At 57.2% G+C, this 19893-nt stretch carries 16 protein-coding genes; all 16 read right to left on the bottom strand.

Features of this window, described 5'->3' with window-relative positions; genetic code table 11:
* Positions 1–9 precede the first annotated feature (9 nt).
* The 16 genes from LBQ97_09240 to rsmB all read right to left on the bottom strand — a co-directional run bounded on the left by LBQ97_09240 (position 10) and on the right by rsmB (position 19635).
* Positions 10–981, bottom strand: coding sequence for an ATP-binding cassette domain-containing protein (locus LBQ97_09240; protein ID MDR1832888.1), 972 nt, complete (start codon positions 979–981; stop codon positions 10–12).
* Position 982: 1 nt separating this feature from the next.
* Positions 983–1981, bottom strand: a complete 999-nt coding sequence (locus LBQ97_09245) for an ABC transporter ATP-binding protein (protein ID MDR1832889.1) — start codon at positions 1979–1981, stop codon at positions 983–985.
* Between the two features lie 17 nt (positions 1982–1998).
* Entirely contained in the window at positions 1999–2895 is an 897-nt protein-coding gene (locus LBQ97_09250) for an ABC transporter permease (GenBank protein MDR1832890.1), read from the bottom strand.
* A 15-nt stretch (positions 2896–2910) separates the two neighbouring features.
* Complete coding sequence (locus LBQ97_09255) at positions 2911–3837, bottom strand: ABC transporter permease (protein MDR1832891.1); 927 nt, start codon at positions 3835–3837, stop codon at positions 2911–2913.
* Positions 3838–3996: 159 nt separating this feature from the next.
* Positions 3997–5511: a glutathione ABC transporter substrate-binding protein gene (locus tag LBQ97_09260; protein MDR1832892.1), complete on the bottom strand. Its 1515-nt coding sequence runs from the start codon at positions 5509–5511 to the stop codon at positions 3997–3999.
* 38 nt (positions 5512–5549) lie between these two features.
* Complete coding sequence (locus LBQ97_09265) at positions 5550–6638, bottom strand: YibE/F family protein (GenBank protein ID MDR1832893.1); 1089 nt, start codon at positions 6636–6638, stop codon at positions 5550–5552.
* Positions 6639–6725: 87 nt separating this feature from the next.
* Positions 6726–6983, bottom strand: a complete 258-nt coding sequence (rpsO, locus tag LBQ97_09270) for a 30S ribosomal protein S15 (protein ID MDR1832894.1) — start codon at positions 6981–6983, stop codon at positions 6726–6728.
* A gap of 174 nt (positions 6984–7157) precedes the next feature.
* Positions 7158–9200 (bottom strand): ATP-dependent zinc metalloprotease FtsH, encoded by a 2043-nt coding sequence (ftsH, locus tag LBQ97_09275; GenBank protein ID MDR1832895.1) that lies wholly within the window; start codon positions 9198–9200, stop codon positions 7158–7160.
* A gap of 15 nt (positions 9201–9215) precedes the next feature.
* Positions 9216–10226 carry a tRNA lysidine(34) synthetase TilS gene (gene tilS / locus LBQ97_09280; protein MDR1832896.1) on the bottom strand — a complete coding sequence of 337 codons (1011 nt, stop codon included), beginning with the start codon at positions 10224–10226 and terminating at the stop codon, positions 9216–9218.
* A gap of 76 nt (positions 10227–10302) precedes the next feature.
* Positions 10303–11280, bottom strand: a complete 978-nt coding sequence (mltG, locus tag LBQ97_09285; protein ID MDR1832897.1) for an endolytic transglycosylase MltG — start codon at positions 11278–11280, stop codon at positions 10303–10305.
* A 4-nt stretch (positions 11281–11284) separates the two neighbouring features.
* Positions 11285–12886: a DEAD/DEAH box helicase gene (locus tag LBQ97_09290; protein ID MDR1832898.1), complete on the bottom strand. Its 1602-nt coding sequence runs from the start codon at positions 12884–12886 to the stop codon at positions 11285–11287.
* 38 nt (positions 12887–12924) lie between these two features.
* Positions 12925–14364 (bottom strand): DUF3999 domain-containing protein, encoded by a 1440-nt coding sequence (locus tag LBQ97_09295; GenBank protein ID MDR1832899.1) that lies wholly within the window; start codon positions 14362–14364, stop codon positions 12925–12927.
* A gap of 58 nt (positions 14365–14422) precedes the next feature.
* Positions 14423–15529: a tetratricopeptide repeat protein gene (locus LBQ97_09300; GenBank protein ID MDR1832900.1), complete on the bottom strand. Its 1107-nt coding sequence runs from the start codon at positions 15527–15529 to the stop codon at positions 14423–14425.
* A gap of 18 nt (positions 15530–15547) precedes the next feature.
* The gene (locus tag LBQ97_09305; GenBank protein ID MDR1832901.1) at positions 15548–17566 is read right to left on the bottom strand and encodes a tetratricopeptide repeat protein; all 2019 of its coding nucleotides are present in this window, start codon (positions 17564–17566) and stop codon (positions 15548–15550) included.
* Positions 17567–17592: 26 nt separating this feature from the next.
* On the bottom strand, positions 17593–18333 hold the full coding sequence (locus tag LBQ97_09310) for an O-methyltransferase (protein MDR1832902.1): 741 nt from the start codon (positions 18331–18333) through the stop codon (positions 17593–17595).
* 9 nt (positions 18334–18342) lie between these two features.
* Positions 18343–19635 carry a 16S rRNA (cytosine(967)-C(5))-methyltransferase RsmB gene (rsmB, locus tag LBQ97_09315; GenBank protein MDR1832903.1) on the bottom strand — a complete coding sequence of 431 codons (1293 nt, stop codon included), beginning with the start codon at positions 19633–19635 and terminating at the stop codon, positions 18343–18345.
* Between the last annotated feature and the right edge of the window lie 258 nt (positions 19636–19893).

Consider the following 19893-nt stretch of genomic DNA (forward strand, 5'->3'; position numbering starts at 1 on the left):
CCGCCGCTTTTATTTGGTAAAACCGAGTTCTTCGGCCTTGCAGCAGGCGTAAAAATGGTTGGCCTCGGATTCCTGCAGGGTCTGATTCGTCCGGAAGCAGCGGTCGTCGGCATAGATGCAGCGCTTGGCGAAACGGCAGCCCACGCCCGGATTGATGGGCGAGGTGATTTCTCCCTCAAGCTTGATCCGCTCCATTTTCTTGCGGGCCGAAGGGGCCGGAATGGCCGAAAGCAACGCCTTCGTATAGGGATGGATGGGCTTTCTGAACAACTGGTTCGAAGGCGCCTTTTCCACGAGCTGGCCGAGGTACATGACCGCGATATCGTCGGAAAAATGCTTGACGACCGACAAGTCGTGGGTGATGAACATATAGGTGAGCCCCAGCCTGTCCTGCAAATCCTGCATGAGGTTGAGGACCTGGGCCTGGATCGACACGTCGAGGGCCGATACGGGCTCGTCGCAGACGATGAACTTGGGACCGAGGGCAAGGGCCCGGGCGATCCCGATCCGCTGCCGTCTGCCGCCGTCCAGCTCATGGGGATAGGTGTTCACAAGCCTCTCGGCCAGGCCCACGAGATCCATGAGGTTCCGGACTTTGTTGTTCAGTTCCTGCCGGCTGGCGCATTTTTTGTGGATGATCAGCGGCTCCGCGATCGTTTCGCTGATGGTCATCCGGGGATTCAGGGACGCGAAGGGATCCTGGAAGATGATCTGCATTTTCTGCCGCAGCAGGCGCATTTCGTCTTTTTTGTAATTGAGGATGTTTTCCCCCTCAAAAATGACTTCCCCCGCTGTGGGTTCCTGCAGGCGCAGGATCACGCGACCCGTGGTGGTCTTGCCGCAGCCCGATTCCCCCACGACGCCGAGGGTCTTGCCCTCGTCGATCGAAAAATAGACGTCGTCCACGGCGTGCAGGAGTCCCTTGGGCGTATTGAAATATTTTTTGAGTCCTCTGACTTCGAGCAAACGTTTTCCTTCCATATCAGTCCAGCGCCTCCTTTACGGCTTTGATGGTCCCGTCGGCCAAAAAGCACTTCGTCATATGGTTGTTTCCGAGATCCGTGACGGGCGGCGTTTTCTCCCGGCAGATGTCCTGCGCATAGGGACAGCGCGGGTTGAATTTGCATCCCGACGGCAGCTTCGTCGGATCGGGCATGAGGCCGTTGATGGGCTTCAAGCGCTGCACTTCGCTTTCCATATTGGGGATGGAGCCGAAGAGTCCTATGGTGTAGGGGTGCTTCGTGTCTTCGTAGACGTCAAAGAGCGTCCCCGATTCCACGATTTCACCGGCGTACATGATGGCGACCCGGTCGCAGACCTGGGCCACAACGCCCAGATCATGGGTAATCAGGATCATGGCCGTGCTGAATTTCTGTTTGAGTTCGCCCATGAGATCGAGGACCTGGGCCTGGATCGTCACGTCGAGGGCCGTCGTGGGCTCGTCGGCAATCAGCAGCTTGGGATTGCAAGCCAGCGCTATGGCGATAACGACCCGCTGTTTCATTCCCCCCGAAAACTGGTGGGGATATTCGATGGAACGGGCGGCGGGAATCCCTACGAGTTCAAGCATTTCCTCGGCTTTGGCCATGGCGTCGTGGGCGTTCAGGCCCTCGTGGATCGCGATGACTTCGGCGATCTGTTCGCCTACGGTCATCACGGGATTCAGGGACGTCATGGGGTCCTGGAAAATCATTGAGATATGATTTCCCCGGATGTTCCGCATTTCCTCCTCGGGCAGCTCCAGGAGGTTTTTCCCCTGAAAGGTGATGTCGCCGCTCCGGATGACGCCGGGCGGATTCGGGATAAGCCTGAGGATCCCCAGGGCCGTGGTCGTTTTGCCCGCGCCGGTCTCGCCGACGAGACCGAGGGTCTCCCCTTCGTCGAGCTTGATGGAAATGGCGTTTACCGCGTGGACCGTTTCATCTTCGGTCACGTATTCAATCACAAGATCTTTAATGTTCAACAATTCTTTCGACATGATATTCTATCCTCCCCCGCCTATTGTTTCAGTCTCGGGTCGAGGGCGTCCCGGAGGCCGTCGCCCAGCAGATTCAGCGCAAATATGGTCAGCATAATGGAAACGCCCGGAAACGTTGTCACCCACCAGGCCGAACGCAGGTACTGACGTCCGCCCGAGAGCATGTTGCCCCATTCGGGGGCCGGCGGCTGGATGCCGAGGCCGATAAACGACAGGCCCGCCGTGGACAGAATGGCCGAGGCGACGCCCAGCGTTCCCCGCACGATAATGGGCGCGAGGCAGTTGGGGATGATGTGCCGGTAAATGATCCGGGTGTTGCTGGCCCCGATGGCCCGGGCCGCTTCGATGAACTCCTGATCCCGGATCGTCAGGACCGAGGCCCGCACAATACGGGCAAACTGGGGCACCGAGGAAATGGCGATGGCCACCATGAGGTTGATCATGTTGGGTCCCAGGGCCGATACGATGGCAATGGCCAGCAAAATGCTCGGGATCGCCAGGAAGATATCCATGATCCGCATGATGACGTTGTCGAGGACGCCGCCGAAATAGCCGGCGATGGCGCCCAGGGCGCCTCCCGCGAGGATGGACATCGTCACGGACACAAAGCCCACTTTGAGCGATACCCTGGCGCCGTGAATGAGCCGCGCGAAGATATCGCGGCCGAATTCGTCGGTCCCGCACCAATGCGCCATGGAAGGCGAAGCGAGACGACCGGGCAGGTTCTGCTTGATCACGACCTTGTCATAGTCGTGGATTACGTTGGCAAAGATCGCGAGGAGCAGGAGCACCGTCAGGATGCCCAGCCCCACGAGGGCCATTTTGTTTTTCTTGAGCCGCCGCCAGACTTCGCCCCACTGGCTTCGTTTCTTGGAAGCGGCCACTTCGGTGATTTCTTTGTTTTCGATATTTTCCATGTGTGTTCGCCTCCTTTAGCGGTATTGGGACTTGATCCGCGGATCGATGTATGCGTACAGAATATCGACGATCAGATTGACGAAACTGAACGTCGAAGCCAGAAAGACCACCGAGGCCAATACGGTCGGCGTGTCTTTTTGCCGGATGGCGTCAACCATCATACGGCCTACGCCCGGCCAGGAATAGACGGATTCCGTGAGAACCGCTCCGCCCAGAAGGCCGCCGAATTGCAAGCCCACAACGGTCACAATGGGAATCAGCGCGTTTTTCAGCGCGTGCTTGCGGATTACGATGTTTTCTTTGACGCCCTTGGCCCGGGCCGTCCGGATGTAGTCCTGCCGGATGACCTCAAGCATGGACGAACGGGTCATTCGGGTGATGATGGCCGCCGTCATGGTCCCCAGCGTAATGGATGGCAAGATAAGGCTTTTCAACGTTTCGTTGCCTCCCGACGGCAAAAGCATCAGCTTTACGGCGAAGAGCAGAATCAGCATGAGCCCCTGCCAGAATACGGGCATGGATACGCCGACCAGCGCCAGGATCATGCTGACGTTATCCAACAGCGAATATTGCCGCGTGGCGGAAAGAATCCCCACGGGAATGGCGATGCCCACGGCGACGAACATGGCGGAAAGCGCCAGTTCCAGCGTAGCCGGAAAACGGGCGAAGATTTCCTTGAACACTTCCCGGCCCGTCGTATAGGACGTGCCGAAATCCCCGTGTATGGCGTTCCAGACGAAACGCAGGTACTGCACGAGGAAGGGCTTGTCCAGGCCCATTTTCACCCGGAGTTGCTCAATGGCTTCCCGCGGCGCGTTCTCCCCCAAAATCAGCTGAGCCGGATCCCCGGGCGTCAGCGACATGATGGTGAACACCAGCAGGGAAACGCCGAGCAAAACCGGAATCAGAAGCAGCAGTCTTCGGACAATGTACTTGTACATAGTGTTTTTCCCCCTTTATGGTTTGAGTATATGAAGGCCCGGGCTTGTGTGTCCTCCCGTCCCATTCGTACGATGTCGGTATCATTTACCTATGTTATAATATTATGTTGATCGCGATATTCAGAATTTTCGCGTAGAATCTCTTTTGTGATTTTTCCTTTATTGCGCCAGAGACACGCCGTAGAGCCGGTGGCTGCCCGTGGCCCGGAGCGTAAAGCCCTTGACGGTTTTCAGTGCCGCCGCGCTGGTGTTGCCGTAGGCGATCGGGTAAACGGGAACCTCTTCCTGGATGATGTCCTGCACTTTGGCGTAAAGGGCCGCCCGTTTGTCTTCGTCGGTCTCGGTCTTGGCCTCATCCAGAAGGCTGTCGACCACGGGGTTGGAATAGAAGGAGCGGTTGCCCGCGCCGCCCATGTTGTCCGTATGGACAAGAGGCGCCAGGCCGTAATCGGCGTCGGCTGTCACGGTCCCCCAGCCGAGGATATACATCTCGTGCTCGCCCCGTCCCGTCAGATCAAGAAACGCGCCCCAGTCGACGACTTCGATGCTCATGTCGACGCCGATGTCCTTGAGCTGGGCCTGCATAATGACCGCGATGTCTCTGCGCTGCTGGTTGTCGTTTGTCCAGAGGCTGACTTTGAGCCCATCGGGATAACCGGCTTCGGCCAAAAGGGCTTTGCCCTTTTCCACATCCCGGTTCCAGGCTTTGGCGGTCTTGCTGTAGCCGAAGACATTGGGAGGAATCAGGGAATTGGCCTTGACGGCGCCGGCCTTGAAGACCGCGTCGATCATGGGGTCAATATCGATGGCGGAACAGATGGCCTGCCGCACCCGCAAATCATCGAGGGGGGCCTTTCTGGCGTTGAAGCCCACATAGGTCGTCGAAAGCGAAGGGCCCTCGTAGTAGTCGATCTTGGGATTGGCCATGAGCCGCTCTTTGTCCGTGACGTCGATGCCGTAGGCAATGCCGATCTCCCCGGCTTCAAGGGCGATGGCCCGGGCCGCGTTTTCGGGGATATTGCGGAAAATCAGCTGTTTTACGGCGGGCGGACCCGCGAAATAGTTTTCGTTGGCCGAGAGAACGATCCGGTCTCCGCTCTGCCAGGATTCAAATTTGAAGGGACCCGTCCCCACGGGATGCTCGCCGTAGGCGGCGCCCGCGGCCTTGACGGCCTTTTCGCTCAGGATGCTCACGGCGTTGTGGGAGAGATGGCTCAGGATCCCCGCAAAGGGCTTTTCGGTCCGGATCACGACCGTATAGTCGTCGGGGGTCTCGATCTCCGAGACGGTCTCCACAATAAAGTTCACCTGGGGCGATTCCATGGCCCGTTCCAGCGTAAATTTGACGTCGGAGGCCTTCAGTTCCTCGCCGTTATGGAATTTGACGCCCCGCCGGAGCTTGAAGACCGTGGTCCTCGCGTCGGGGCGGGTCCAAGATTCCGCCAGCGAAGGCGTAATGTTCTTGTCGTTGTCCTGCTCAACAAGCGTGTTGTAGATCTGGATGGCCACGGCGGCCGAAGGCTGGTCATTTGTGGCGTGGGGATCCAGGGATTTGGCGTCGGCGCCCTGGGCCACGACGAGGGTCGGGCCCGCGGCTTTCTCTTCACCGCAACCATGGAAAAAAATCATTCCGAGTAAAAGGATTCCGGCAATTTTGCACAGTTTACGCATCATTTTTGTCTCCTTTCAAATGGGTTACTCACGGGGAATACTCAGGATTTGCCATGCTTTCCGTAAAAACGGGAAGCGACCCAGGCCGTGATCGGAACGGCCACGAGAATGCCTATGCTGCCGCACATGGCTCGCAGGAAATCGACGACGATATTTTCAAAATTGAGCAGACGGATCATCGGGAACTGGTCTTTTTGCAGAGCGACGAGGATGTTGGTCAAAAGCGAGCTCCCCACGTAGGCGAGAATCAGGGTGTTGATCATGGTCCCGATCATGTCGGAGCCGATATTCATGCCCGATCGAAAGATTTCCCCCGACGTGATGTCGCTTTTCTTTTCCCTGAGCTCGTTGAGCGCCGAGGAAATGGACATGCCCACGTCCATGACCGCGCCCATGGAGCCGATGATGACCCCCGCCGAGATGATTTCCCGGAGGTTGACGTTCTGAAGCATGCCCGCGTAATTGAGCGTTTCCGTCGTCACAAAGCCCGTGAGACGCATTTTGTACACAAAAATCAGAGAAAGCGCGCCCGCGGCGATTACGCCGCCCACGGCGCCCATAATGGCCACGAGGCCCTTGGCGTTGAAACCCGTCATCAGGTAGATCGTCACGACCGAGGCGAATACGGCCGTCAGGACCGCCCCCGCGATCGGCGAATTGCCCTTGATGATAAAGGGCACAAACCAGCCGTAAATAAAGGCAATCACGAAGAGCAGGGCCAAAAGTCCCCGGAGTCCCCGGGCTTTGGAAAACAAAAGGGCGAGACAGATGAAAATCCCCGCCATGGCGTAAAGATAGATTCTTTTATCTGTATCGACAATGTAGTAATGCTCCGTTTCCTCTTCCGTATCGTAGAAGATGACGACGGGGTCCCCTTCCCGGATCGAAACGTTGTAGGCGTTTTCCCGGTACAGGGGAAATTCGACGGGCACTTCCTCATTTCTGCGCTCGCCTTCAAGGATCAGGACCCGCATGGGCCAGATTTCCCTGATTTCTCCACTTTCCGACTCGTCGGGCAGAAGGGGCTTCTCGATCCTGACGACCTTGCCCTTGAGATATTCCTCCCGGGCGTCAAGGGTCAGCGCGAAGAGCGCAAAGGCAATCAGAAGCGCCAAACAGCATTTTTTCATTGCAGCCTCCGGCTACCTGGAATTATGATAAAAAATGGACCTATGGATGAAAGTCTTCTGTCCGATGCTTCCCATAGGTCTATTTCGTTATTTTCTTATTCCCAGTTTCGCGATCAGGCTTCTGTAGCCGTCAAGATCCTTTTTCGTCAGATAGCTCAGCAGACGTTTCCGCTGTCCTACCATTTTCAACAATCCCAATCTGGAATGGAAATCTTTTTGATGGGTCCGCAGGTGGTCCGTCAGGTGGTTGATCCGCTCCGTCAGGATCGCGATCTGCACCTCCGTGGAACCCGTGTCTCCCTCGAATTTTCCGTATTCTTTGATAATTTCCGCTTTGTTGCGCATAGCCATACCGCTTTTCCTCCTTAAATCTCTTGATTGGATTGATCTGAGCCAGGTAACAGGAGGCTAACCCTGTAACATCGCTCAAATTACCTGTTTAGTATAGCACATTTCCCGGAATTTTGCAAGTCCGAATTTTGGACAAACAACCCCCGGCGCTGCGCGCCACCCCTAATATTATGCTTTCATCAACGCTTCGAATTCTTCCCGGTCAATCGTGTCTTTCTCGACGAGGGCGTCGGCCACGCGCCGTAATTTTTCGAGGTTGGCCTTTAATATCTCCACGGTGGCCGCGTAGTTTTCATGGATGATCCTGAAGATCTCGGCGTCCACTTCCTTGCCGGTGACGTCGCTGTAATTGCGGGACTGGAACATGTCGCCCTCGTGGGTCGCGTCAAGCAACACGGGCCCGAACTTGGACACCATGCCGAACTTGGTGACCATGGCGTGGGCGATGGCCGTGGCCCGTTCGATGTCGTTGCTGGCCCCGGTCGAAATATCGCTGAATTCGATTTCCTCGGCGGCCCGTCCGCCGTAGAGGATCTTGATGTCGTTCAAAAAGTCGCTCTTGAATTTGTGGGTGCGCTCGATCTCGCTGTCGGGAAGGGACAGCGTATAGCCGCCGGCCCAGCCTCTGGGCACGATGGTCACCTTGTAGACCGGATCCACGTCTTTCAAATTCCAGGTCACGACCGCGTGGCCCGCCTCATGGAAGGCCGTGATCCGCTTATCCCGCTCGCTGATGACCCGGGATTTCTTTTCCGGGCCCATGGAAACCTTTTCCGTGGCTTCCTGGATGTCTGCCATCAGGATTTCCTTGCGGCCCGCCCTGGCGGCCAGTATGGCCGCTTCATTGAGAATATTGGCCAAATCCGCCCCCACGAGGCCGTAGGTCTGCTTGGCGATATCCTTCAGATTGACGTCCTTGCCGAGGGTCTTCCCGGCCAGATGAACCTTGAGGATCGCTTCCCGCCCGTTGATGTCGGGGATGTCCACATAGACGCGCCGGTCGAAGCGGCCCGGTCTCAACAAGGCCCGGTCCAGGACGTCGGGCCGGTTTGTGGCCGCGATCACGATAATCGTCTCTTCGTTGCCGAAGCCGTCCATTTCCACGAGAAGCTGGTTCAGGGTCTGCTCCCGCTCGTCGTTGCCGCCGCCGGAACCCGTGCCGCGCTTTCTGCCCACGGCGTCGATTTCGTCGATAAATACGATACAAGGGGCGTTTTTCCGCGCTTTGTTGAAGAGATCCCGCACCCGGGACGCGCCGACGCCCACGAACATTTCCACGAACTCGGAGCCGGACATACTGAAAAAGGGCACTTTGGCCTCGCCGGCCACGGCCTTGGCCAAAAGCGTCTTACCGGTGCCGGGCGCGCCCAAAAGCAGCACTCCCTTGGGGATCTTCGCGCCGACTTTCTTGAATTTTTCAGGCTCCCGCAGAAATTCCACGACTTCTTCCAATTCGGCCTTGGCTTCCACGATGCCGGCTACGTCTTTGAACGTGACCTTGGAGAGGCTCTCGCCTTCCTTGGCTTTGGATTTTCCCATGTTGAAGATCTGGGGGCCGCCGCCGTTGCCCTTGTTCATCCGGTTCAGCATGAAGACCCAGATCCCGATCAAAATCAGGAAGGGGAACCAGGAAGTCACCATGTTGACCAGCATATTGGGAGGATCGGGGGCCACGGAACTGACCTTGATGTTCTTGGCCTCGAGGGCCGTCAAAAGTTTCTGATCGTCGCCCAGCCGGAACGTCAAAAGCCGCGTCCGGTAGGCGTTTGTGTCATCTCTGAAATAGCCCGTAACCGAGCCGTCTTTTTCCTCGACCCGGTCGATTTTCCCGATGCGGATCAGATTGTTGAAATCCGTATAGGAAACGTCGATGGTCGGCGTCTTCCGGCTGTCTTTGCGGATCGCGGGCACCGTCATCACGAGAGCGATAATGAAAGCAAGCAAAACGAGCCCCTTGAAGTTGAACTTCTTGAAGCCGAAGGGATTTTTGTTCTTGTCGTCGCCGTCCTCCCGGATCTTCCGGCGGATTTCCTCCTGCCGTTCACGCTGCTTTTCCTTGAGCAGTTCTTCGGGGGTTTTGAGCTTTTCTTCGTCATTTTCTTCGGGCTTTTCGCTTTCCGTTTCTTCCGTCGGCTTCGGATCTTCCGGCTTCAAATCGGGATCTTTATCGTCACGCAATGATTTGTTTTCATCCTGATTGTTCTTATCCAACGAATTCCTCCTTTTTTATTCTGAAAACGCCTTCGGGGGCGTATTTTCTTCCTCATTTTTTGTTTTCGGGCCGCAAAGCGTCAGCCGATCCTTCGTTTTCCGGACGCTGTAACCGCCGCCCAGCGTGATTTCCTTTGCGCCGCCGGCAGTGACGATCCGGGCCAGCGCCTCGAGCTTGGAGCGGTCAAGGCCGTTTCTGCCCAAAGGGGCCGGGATCCGGAGAAGCCAGTCCCGCAGGATCTTTCGCAGGCGCAGGGGTTCACGCAAAGCCAGCTCTTTGAGGGCGCTCAAGGAAAGGGCGCGGTTATTGTCGGGCTCCGCGAAATACGCTTCGGCGTCGACCGCCGTCATCCGGTTGATCGCGCGGATTTCCGGCAGAAGGGCCGCGATTTTTTCTTTGAAGCGCGGGTTGTAGGTCCGTTCAATGCCCGGAATCAATTCCAGGCGAATTCGGTTTCTCGTATATCCGGGATCGTTGTTGCTGCGGTCTTCGCGCCACGATAAGCCGTGTTCCCGCAGCCAGGCGCAAATGTCTCTTTTCCAGCGCCAGGCCAAGGGCCTTAAGATTTCCCCGCTTTCGGGGATCCCTTCCAGTCCTTCGAGGGAAGTCCCCCGGATCAGCCGGAACAAAAAAGTCTCGACCTGATCATCCAGATTGTGGGCCAGGACCAGTTTCGTCGCGCCCAGCGTTTCCATGACCTCGCGGAATACCGCGTACCGCGCTTGACGGCCCGCCGTCTCGGGGGAAATTTTTCGTTCTTCCGCCAAGGCCCCCACGTCCACGCGTCTGGTGATCATCTGAAAATCGTGATCGGCCGCGTAACGCAAGCAAAAAGCCTCGTCGCCGTCCGATTCCTCCCCCCGCAAGAGATGATTCACATGAACGAGGGTCGGCGAAAAATCCAGTTCATCCCGAAGGGTCCGCAGCAATTCCGCCAGCATGACGGAGTCGGCGCCCCCGGAAAATCCGACGACGACCTGCTCTCCCGCCTTGATGTCCCGGCGCAGGTTTTGCAATTCCGGCACAAAATCCAATCGGACGCCTCCCTTCGCTAAACCTTACACATTATAGCGCATTTTTCTGATTTTTTCAATGAAGATTTTATTTTTTCGACGAGTTGGCTTTCCGCTGCTCATTCTGGAAGCGGATGTGCTCCCGGTAGGTTTTGCTGAAAAAATGTCCGCCGTCTCCCCTGGCCACAAAGAACAGAAATTCCGTGTCGGCCGGATGAAAGGCCGCGTCCACCGAAGCCGCGTCGGGATTGCAGATGGGCGCCGGGGGCAGTCCCTCGTATTTGTAGGTGTTGTAGGGGGAATCGACCTCAAGGTCTTTATAGAGGATCCGCTTTTTCTCATAGCCGAAGACGAAATTGACCGTCGCGTCGGAGGCCAGCTTCATGCCCTTTTTGATCCGGTTGTAAAAAACCGAGGCCATGAGCTTCTTCTCGTCGGCGACCCTGGCCTCCCGTTCGAGGATCGAAGCCAGGATCAATTTCCGGTAAAAATCCTCTTTGTCGGGATAGTTTTCGGGCGGGAAACGCTTTAAAAATTCCCGCAGCAGCGTATCAATAATGATCTCTTCCGTCGCTTTTTCCGTGAGATAGTACGTCTCGGGGTAAAAATAGCCTTCGAAATTCCCACCGGGCGTCAGGTAGGGAAAGCTTTCCCCGCGTTTCGAAAGGACTTCCGCAAAGCGCGCCCGGTCGATGCGCCCGTCGGCCTCCAGCTGTTTCACGACTTCGGCGACGGTGCGGCCCTCGGGGATCGTCAGGCGAAAGATCCTGTCCATGCCTTTTTCCAGCATGTCGATGATGTCGATCACGCTCTTTTCGCCGCTGATCTCGTACCAGCCGGCCTTGATGCCCTTGCCGCCGTTCCGCAGGGCTTTGAGGTACAGCCGGAAGGGCAGACTCCGGGCGAAGGGAAGCGGCGCCAGGGAGCGGATCAGAGGCGCGTCGCCGCGGATCTCCAGAACCGTCGAGTAGGGTTTTTTCTCCGTCAGCGCGAGATAGCACCAGCCGCCGGCGCACAGGACGGCCGCAACAATCGCTATAAACAGGGAACGAAGGACCTTTTTCACGGGTTTACCTCTTTGTTTTCGTTTTGACCTTGTCTTTTGCCTTGGAAATCAGGGGCTTGTGCCCCCGGCTCTTCTTTTTGAAGACGTCGAGGATGGCTTCCGCTTCCATAAAGGGGGCCGTCACAAAGGAAAATCCCTCGTAGATTTCCACGTTCCGGATGGCCTTGGGAGCCACGCCCGATTTTTCCGTGATGAAGTCGATGAGCTTCCGGGGCGTCATGTCCTGCTTGCGGCCTACGCCCACAAACAGCCTTACTTTGCCGCTTTCATCCAAGTGGATGGAATTTGTATTGATTTCCGCGTAGCTGTTTTCGTCGAGGACGTCCTCGTAAGAATTTTTGAGCAGCGCCGCCACGATTTCCCTGGCGTCATGGTCCCGCAAAAGCTCTTCGGCGATTTTTTCATAGTTTTCGGGTACGCCAACGTCGAGAATGCCGTTGATGTCATCGATCAGCCGCGCCTTCTTGACCTCGATAATGTCCCGGGCGCCGGGGATGGTCTCGCGGCGAATCTCGGTCTTCACGATCCGCTGGATCTGCAAAAGCCTGCGGTATTCCTGGGGCGTGATGAAGGTTATGGCCAGGCCTTCCTTGCCGGCCCTGCCCGTCCGTCCGATCCGGTGCACGTAGGATTCGGCTTCCTGAGGGATCGAATAGTTGATCACGTGGGAGAGCTCGTTGATGTCGAGACCTCTGGCCGCCACGTCGGTCGCCACGAGGATGTTGATCTTTCTATTTTTGAAGCGCCGCAGCGTGTGTTCCCGACTCGTCTGGGTGATGTCGCCGTGGAGCGCCTCGGCCCCGTAAGAGCGGTCGTTCAGTTTCCCGGCCAGCTCGTTGACGTCGTTTTTCGTTCGGCAGAACACGAGGCCGTAAAAATCTTCGGCCAGGTCGATGATCCGGCAGAGGGCCTCGAATTTGTCCCGCTCGTGGACCTCGAAGTAAATCTGGTCGGCGAGGTCCGTCGTCAGTTCCTTGGACTTGACCGCCAGTTTTTCGTAATCGCCCATGTAATTTTCGGCGATTTTGAGGATTTCCGGGGGCATGGTGGCCGAAAAGCACAGAATCCGCTTGTCGGGATTCGTTCTGCCCATAATGAGCTCGATGTCCTCGATAAAGCCCATGTTCAGCATTTCGTCGGCCTCGTCGAGGATGAAGAATTTCAGATGATCCAGCTTGAGGATCCGCCGGTTCATGAGGTCGATGACCCGACCGGGCGTACCCACGACGATATCGACGCCGCTTTTGAGCTGGCGAATCTGATACTCAATGGATTGTCCGCCGTAGACCGGCGCGACCCTGATCCGGCGGCTCGGCGAGAGGCTGTTGGTCTCTTCGGCCACTTGCAGGGCCAGCTCCCGGGTCGGGGCCAGCACGATGGCCTGTATATGTCCGTCGGGGATCAGGCGCTCGAGGATCGGGAGCGCGTAGGCCGCCGTCTTCCCGGTGCCGGTCTGGGCCTGTCCCACGATATCTTTGTCTCCGTTCAGCAAGGCCGGTATGGTCAGCTTTTGGATCGGGGTAGGGACCTCGTATCCTTTTTTCGACAATGTTTTTAATATTTTTTCTCCCAGTCCCAATTCTTTGAATTCCGTTAATGTTTCCATGTTCACTTCCTTTTTTGGATTTTTGTTGCGATAAAAATTTATTCAGGCATTTCCTGCATGTCGGGCATATCGTCGTCGGAGGGGCGTATGTCATACGCCCGTACATGATCCGGGGCAGGGTTTGGGGCCGATTCGGGCATCGCCCCGTTGTCGGGACGCCGCGCGAGAAGCAGACGAAGCAGCAGGATCACGAAGCCCAGCAGGAGCAGGATGACGGTCCCGACGATTATCATATCAAGAATTTCCCCGCGTTCGGCGCCGGAGGCCCTGTCCGGCATGGACGCCGGTTCCTGGCGTTCGCCGTAGACGAGGTTGATGTTTTCCCGAGCCGGATCAACTCCCGCCTGTTCCCTGCGCTTTTCCGCCCGCAGGGCGGCCCGTTCTTTTTCTTCCGCTTCCAGTTGTTCTATGGTTTTGATCGGCAGATAGTCCCCGTTGCCGTAATAGAGCCGATATAGGGTCTCGGCGGACCGTTTTTTGAAGACGAGGCGGTGGGGGTAAAAATGCCCGCGGACCGCGATAATTTTCGCCTTGCCGAAATTGCCGTTCCGATTGCTCAGTTTCAAATGCAGGCTGTCCCTCGGATCGCTCCGCTCGAGGGGGATATCCGTCTCTTCCCGGCCGCCGCTCCGGTAGACTCTCCCCGTCCCGAGGGGATTTTTGGGCGTCGCCCGGGATTCGGAACCGTCCCAGAGCACATAGTCGCTGTCGAGGGTCGTATAGGTAAAAAGTCTCAAATTGTCGAGAGGAACCCGCTGTGTCCAGATCCTGAGCAGCGTCACATTGGGGTCGGCGTCGTACGCGCCGTAGGTCACGTCTCCGATCGGGAGAAACACATAGTCTTCGGGGGCGTCCCGGACGAGTTCCTCCTCGAGATAAAGCCGCGCCTGCCGCAGATAGCTGCGGGGGCCCCGCCCGGCCTCCTCCGGGATCAAAAGCTTGTACCAGAGGCTCGTATCGGCTTCCAGCAAAAAGGTCAGCGTATTGTCTTTAAGGGAAAATCCGGGACTTTCGACGCTTCTCCAAGTCTTGCCGTCGGGGCTCGCGAGGATTTTCACGGCTTCCCCGGGGAAGGGCCCGTCGGTCCGGGGAATATCCCGAAGCTTCAATTGCAGCCGGTTGCCATAGGGGACAAGACCGGATTTTTCCTCGGCGAAGCGGATGACGATTTCCCTGCCGCCTTCGGGCAGACGCTCATCCTGCCTGATTTCCCCGGCAAATTCGCCCGATATGACCCGGCGGGTCTCTTCCCGGTACGGCTCCAGAATATAGGGAACCTCGCGGTTTTTCCCGTCCACTAGGACAAGGTCCCGGAAATCCGGCTCCGCGCGCATATAGACGTCGGCGGGCAGGGGGATTTCCTGTACCGACCCGTTCCCCTTCAGTATTATATCACGATAATATCCGAATGAAAACAGTCTGCAAGCGCAGAAAATCAAAAAAAACAGGTTGAACGCGAGTCCTCTCATCATTTCCATTCCGTAAAACCGTGATTTGTCCCTGCTGTCCGCAAAAAATACGTATCCCGAAAAATTTTTAGAGTTTGTTCATAATTGACTCAATTTGTTCTATTTCATTACGAACATCTTCGGCTTTTGTATCGAGCAGAGACTTCCCTTCCTCGAGCCAGGGCTGAGCCTCGGCTTTCCTGCCCTGCTCCGCGTAGATCCGGGCCGTCTGCAGCTGGGTCCAGCCGCTATAAGCGCCGGTCTTCCGGATTTTCTCATAGCAGTCCAGCGCCTTGTCGTAGTCTTTGTTGTTGCGATAGGCGACCCCGAGGTTGTACACGGCCCAGGCGTCGTCGGGCGAGAGGGCCGAGGCCTTCAGATAGTTGTCGATGGCGTTTTCGTATTCGCCCAATTTGTCGTAACTCCAAGCGATCTTGGAGTAGATCCAGGCGTCGTCGCGGCCTTTTTCGGCGGCCAGCCGGAAATAATCGAGGGCCTGCCGGTAGTCGCCGACGATGCCGTAATCCCAGCCGATTTCCGAATAGAGCCAGGGGTCGTCGCGCCCCGCCGATTCGGCCCGGGTCAGATAGCCGAGGGCCTCCCAGTGGCGATCGAGATTGCCCAGAATCTTTCCGGCCTGGGACAGCAGCCAGGCGTTGCTGACGTCGCCGATCAGGGCTTTTTTCGTGTAGTCGAGGGCCGTCTCGAAATCTTTTTTGATCCCCTCCGTCTCCAGGCGCAGGGCTTCGGCGTCCCGGGGGGCGGAAAATTTGTCCCGGAGACGCAGGTCGGCCCGGAGTTCCCAGGCGGAGCCCAACTGGGCATAGAGCCAGCTGTCGGGCTTTTCCAGAACCGCCGCGTTTTCAAACCACGCGATGGCTTCCACGGGCTTCATGCGGTTAAAGGCCACGAAGCCCAGGGCCTTATTGATCCAGGCGTCGTTTCGTCCGTTCCCGTGGACGAGGCGCAGGGTCTCTTCGGCCCCCGCGAAGTCCTTTCGTTTGACGAGGGCCGCCGCTTTGATCAGAAGCTCCTGTTCCTTCCGGTTTTCGGCGGCGGGTTGTTTTTCCCCCTTTGCCGCCTGTTCCCTGACCTTCGTGTAGCCGGTCATGATGCTGTCGTCATAGCGGCGGAAGGCCGGCGCTTTTACGGCCGGCAGCAGAAAAATCACACATGCTGTCAATACCTGCTTCATTCCACTCACTCCTTACGTTCAGGATAAAAAGCGCTGGGGCGCGTGCAACAGCGCCTGTACCGCTTCGATTTTTTCTTTGACCTCGCCGGCGTTCGTATCGAGATAGAGCGCCGTCTCTTTGAGGTATTGCCGGGCCTCGGTTTCCATGCCGCCTTCGGCGTAGAGCTTCGCCAGTTGCAACTGGGTCCAGCCCTGGTACTCGCCGGTTTCGATGACGTCCAGATAGCAACGGATGGCCTGTTCCCGCTCCCGGACCTTTTCGTAGGCCGCCGCGAGGTTATAGAGGATCCAGGGGTCCACGGGGTCCAATTCCCGCGCCTTGCGATAATAATCCACGGACTTTTCGTACTGTCCGGTCTTGCCGTAGCTCCACGCGAACTGCGAATAGAGCCAGGCGTCCTGACGGCCCATTTCCTCCACCTTCCGGAAGTATTCGAGGGCCTGCTCGTGGGCCTCCAGACCGCCCAAATTCCAGCCGATCTCCGAATAGAGCCAGATGTCGTCGCGGCCCGCTTTTTCCGCCTGATTGAGGTATTCGAGGGCCTCTTTGTAACGCTCAAGATTCCCCAAAATCTGTCCGATCTGGGACAGCAGCCAAGGATCGTCGCCGGCGGTCTTGTCCTTGGCCTTGAACGAGTATTCCAGCGCCTTTTCGTAGTCGCCCTTGAGGTTCCAGGCCCGGCCCAACTGCGTATAAAGCCAGTCGTCAGGCTCTTCCATTTCCTCGGCCGTCTGAAAATACGTGAGGGACCGGTTGGCGTCGCGGGTCTGCAAGTAGGCCCAGCCCAGTTCCCGGTAGACCCAGATGTCCTTCCGGCCCATTTCGACGACTTTGATCAAGTATTCGAGCTCCTCTTCATAATGGCCGGAGGCCCCGAGGTTCCACGCGAGTTCCGAAAAGAGCCAGACGTCTTCACGGCCCAGTTCCTTTGCCCGGAAAAGATAGGGAAGCGCCGTCTCCCGGTCGTTTTTCCGACTGTACATATAGCCCAGGCGGCTGTTGATCCAGATGTCGTCCCGGCCCATTTCCTTCGATTGGAGAAAATATCCGACGGCCTTGTCGGGGTCGTCCAGATGGTTCCAGACCTCGCCCATTTCCGAATAAAGCCAGTTGTCGTCGGGATCGAGGGCCAGCGCCTTTTCGAGGTAACTCAATTCCTCCTCATAACGCTCCATTTGCCCGAGGGTCCAGCCGATCTGTCCGTAGACCCAGGCGTCGGCCTGCCCCATTTCCACGATTTTCTGAAATTCCGCCAGGGATTCTTCATAACGTTTGAGATTGCCGAGATTCCAGCCCAACTGCCCGTAGAGCCAGGGATCCACGTCGAGGCCTGCCCGCTGCTCGGACGAAACGGCCTTCCGGAGCCAGTTGACCGCCTCTTCCTCGCGGTTCTGCGTCCCCAGCACCCAGCCCAGCTGCCCGTAAACCCAGGAGTCGCTGCGGCCCAATTCTATAGCCTTGATCAGATATTCCCCGGCCAGGTCCAGCTGTTTCAGCTTGATGTAGTTGAAGGCCAGCTGACTCGCCAGTCCCGCGGTCTCTTCGGATTCCGCCAGCACCTTGACAAGGCCCTCCACGGCCTTTTCGTGCTCGCCCAATTTTTCCCAGAGATTGCAGATCTCCCTCAAAATGGCGGGATCCTTTTCGGGATCAAGCTCGTAGGCCCTTTGCAGCGTCTCCAGAGATTCGGCGTTGCGGCCGACTTTTTCGTAATTCCAGCCGAGCTCAAAGAGCGTCCAGACGTCGTCGGGATCCAATTGCCGCGATTTTTCAAAGTAGACGATGGCGTTTTCGTAGTCCTCGAGGCCGCTGTAGGAGTAGCCGACCCGGTAATACCAGTATTTGTCGAGATCCTTGTAGGGCTCGATCTCAAGGAGCTTTTCGAGGGCCTCGGCGTACCAGCCGAGATTGTTCAGGGCCCGCGCCAATTTCCCCGTGACGCGCCAATCGGTCTGGTCGGCCGTCTCGAGGGCTTCTATTTCATCGATGACCTCCTGATGCCTGTCGGCGTCGTGAAGATCGTCCAATTTTTTCAAAAATTCCGTTTTCATGTTTTCCGTCATCATGATGTTCCGTCCCGTTTCCTGACCAGTCCCACGCCGTCTCCGAAAGGCAGCAGCGCGAAATCGTCTTCGCCTTCGTAAAGGGCGTCGATAAAGGCCCCCATGCGCCTGGCGATGGTCTTGTAGCGCCCCGGAAACACGCCGCAGACGTATCCCCGGAACAAAATATTGTCGATGAACACAAGGCCCCCGGCCCGCAATTTGCCATAGGCCGCCGCGTAAAAATCCGGATAGCGGCCCTTGGCCGCGTCAATAAAAATCAAATCAAAGGTTTCCGTCAAAGCGGGGATCCATTCAAGGGCGTCCCCATGCAAGAGCCGCACGTTGTCGAGACCGCAGGCCGCGAAGTTTGTCGCCGCCTCCCGGGCCCTGCCCCCGTCCTTTTCGATGGTCACGAGTTCTCCGCCCCGACGGCGGATGGCGTCGGCAAGGACAATGCCCGAATAGCCCGTGGCCGTCCCGATCTCCAGGACATGCCGTATTTGCGGGTTTTCCGCGATAAAGCGCAGATATTCCCGTACTTCCGGCGACACGATGGGAATCCCGCGTTCCCGGGCCTCGCCCTCAAGGCGCTTCAACATCGCGGCAAATGCGTATTTGTCCGCCCGCTTGCGGATCCGTCCGGCCAGATAGTCATGGACAATTGCCGGTAATTGCGGCTTTTCTTCGATGCCCGTCCGGTCCTCTCGGGTCTTTTCGTCTCCGGTTTCCATGGTTTTCAGGATTTCCGTCTCTTTCATTTCCGGGCCTCAGCGCTTGCGCAATTTGATCAGATAAAAGCCGTCCAGCGTATCTTCCCGCCAGTCGATGAGCCAGCCGCCGATTTCATCATACCCGCCGCCCACATTTGCCGGGATGTCCAGAGGCGCCACCGCAAAGTCCCGATGGCTTTGGAGAAAGGCCGCCGCCCTGTCGGTATTTTCCTCTCGCAGGATCGTGCAGGTGCTGTAGAGCAGCGTTCCCCCGGGCAGCAACACCTCAGCGCAGGCGTCCAGGATATCCGCCTGTGTCCGGCGCAGGGCCTCAAGGTTTTCCCGCTTTTTCGTATATAAGCTCTCGGGTTTTTTGGAAATCACGCCGTAACCGCTGCAGGGGACGTCGGCAAGAATTTTCGTAAAGCGCTTGCCCTGCAGGGGGAGCTTTGTCGCCGAAAGATCGGCGGCCGTCGCGTTTTTGATCCCCAATTTTGAGAGAGTCTCCCGGATCAGCTTGATCTTGTGGGGGTAAATGTCAAGGGCCGTCAGTTCCCCGCGATTTTCCATGCATTCGGCCAGCACGGCCAGTTTTCCCCCCGGCGCGCTGCAGGCGTCCAGGACGATATCGTCGGGCGTCGCGCCGAGATTTTTCGCGGCGAGATAGGAAGCCGCGTCCTGCACGGTAAATTCACCCCGGGCAAATTCCGGCGTGTGGAGCAGACTCCCGCTTTCCGTATAATAGACCGCGTCGACCTGTTTGACGACGCCGATCCCTTCCCGGGCCAGCAAATCCTCAAAGGCCGCCGGCGTAGAACGGAGCCGGTTCACCCGGAAGCTCATCTTCGGCGTTCTTTTGAGGTAAGTCAAAACCGTCGGGAGATCGTCGGGGTATCTGGCCTGAAGGTCGCGGTAAATCCACTCCGGGAACGACCAGTACACATGTTTCGCCTTGGCCTTAATCTCAGCCAGGAGCTTCGGAGCTTCCCGCTGGACGCTGCGCAGGACGCCGTTGATGAAGCGACCTACGGGGACGCCGAATTTGGCCTTGCTCAGTTCCGTGGCCTCCCAGACGACGCCCTTGTCGTCGCTTTCCATAAAGAGCAACTGATAGAGGGAAATCCTTAGCAATTGCCGGAGCCAGTCCTTTTTGACCTCTTTGGTCTTCAGGGCAATCAGGGCGTCGAGGAGCGGTTTTCGCCGCAGGACGCCGTAAAAGACCTCCGTCGCGAAGCCTCGCTCGCCGGCAGAGAGTCCCTGCTCCCGAAAGAAGGCGCCGAGAACGATATTGGAATACTTGCCGCCTTCGGTCTCGCCGATCAGGGCGATGAGGCGCTCTTTGATGTTCATGGGGTCTCCCCGCGCGGATTTTCTCCGCAGCTTCTCACAGGTATATTATACACGATAATTCTTTTTTTTTACAGGTTTTTCTTGTGAAATCGGGGTGGAAATAAAAGGGGGGGGATTTATGGGGACATATCCCCCCCGGACGCGAAAGAGAGAAGCCGGAGGCTTCTCTCTTTCACATCTGGATTTCCCATTTGGGAAGCATGGTTATGACGTGGGACGGACCGGCCGGCGGCCGGGGCGATTTGTGTCGCCCCCACG

It is taken from the genome of Fusobacteriaceae bacterium (assembly GCA_031272775.1).
Classification (GTDB): domain Bacteria; phylum Fusobacteriota; class Fusobacteriia; order Fusobacteriales; family Fusobacteriaceae; genus JAISST01.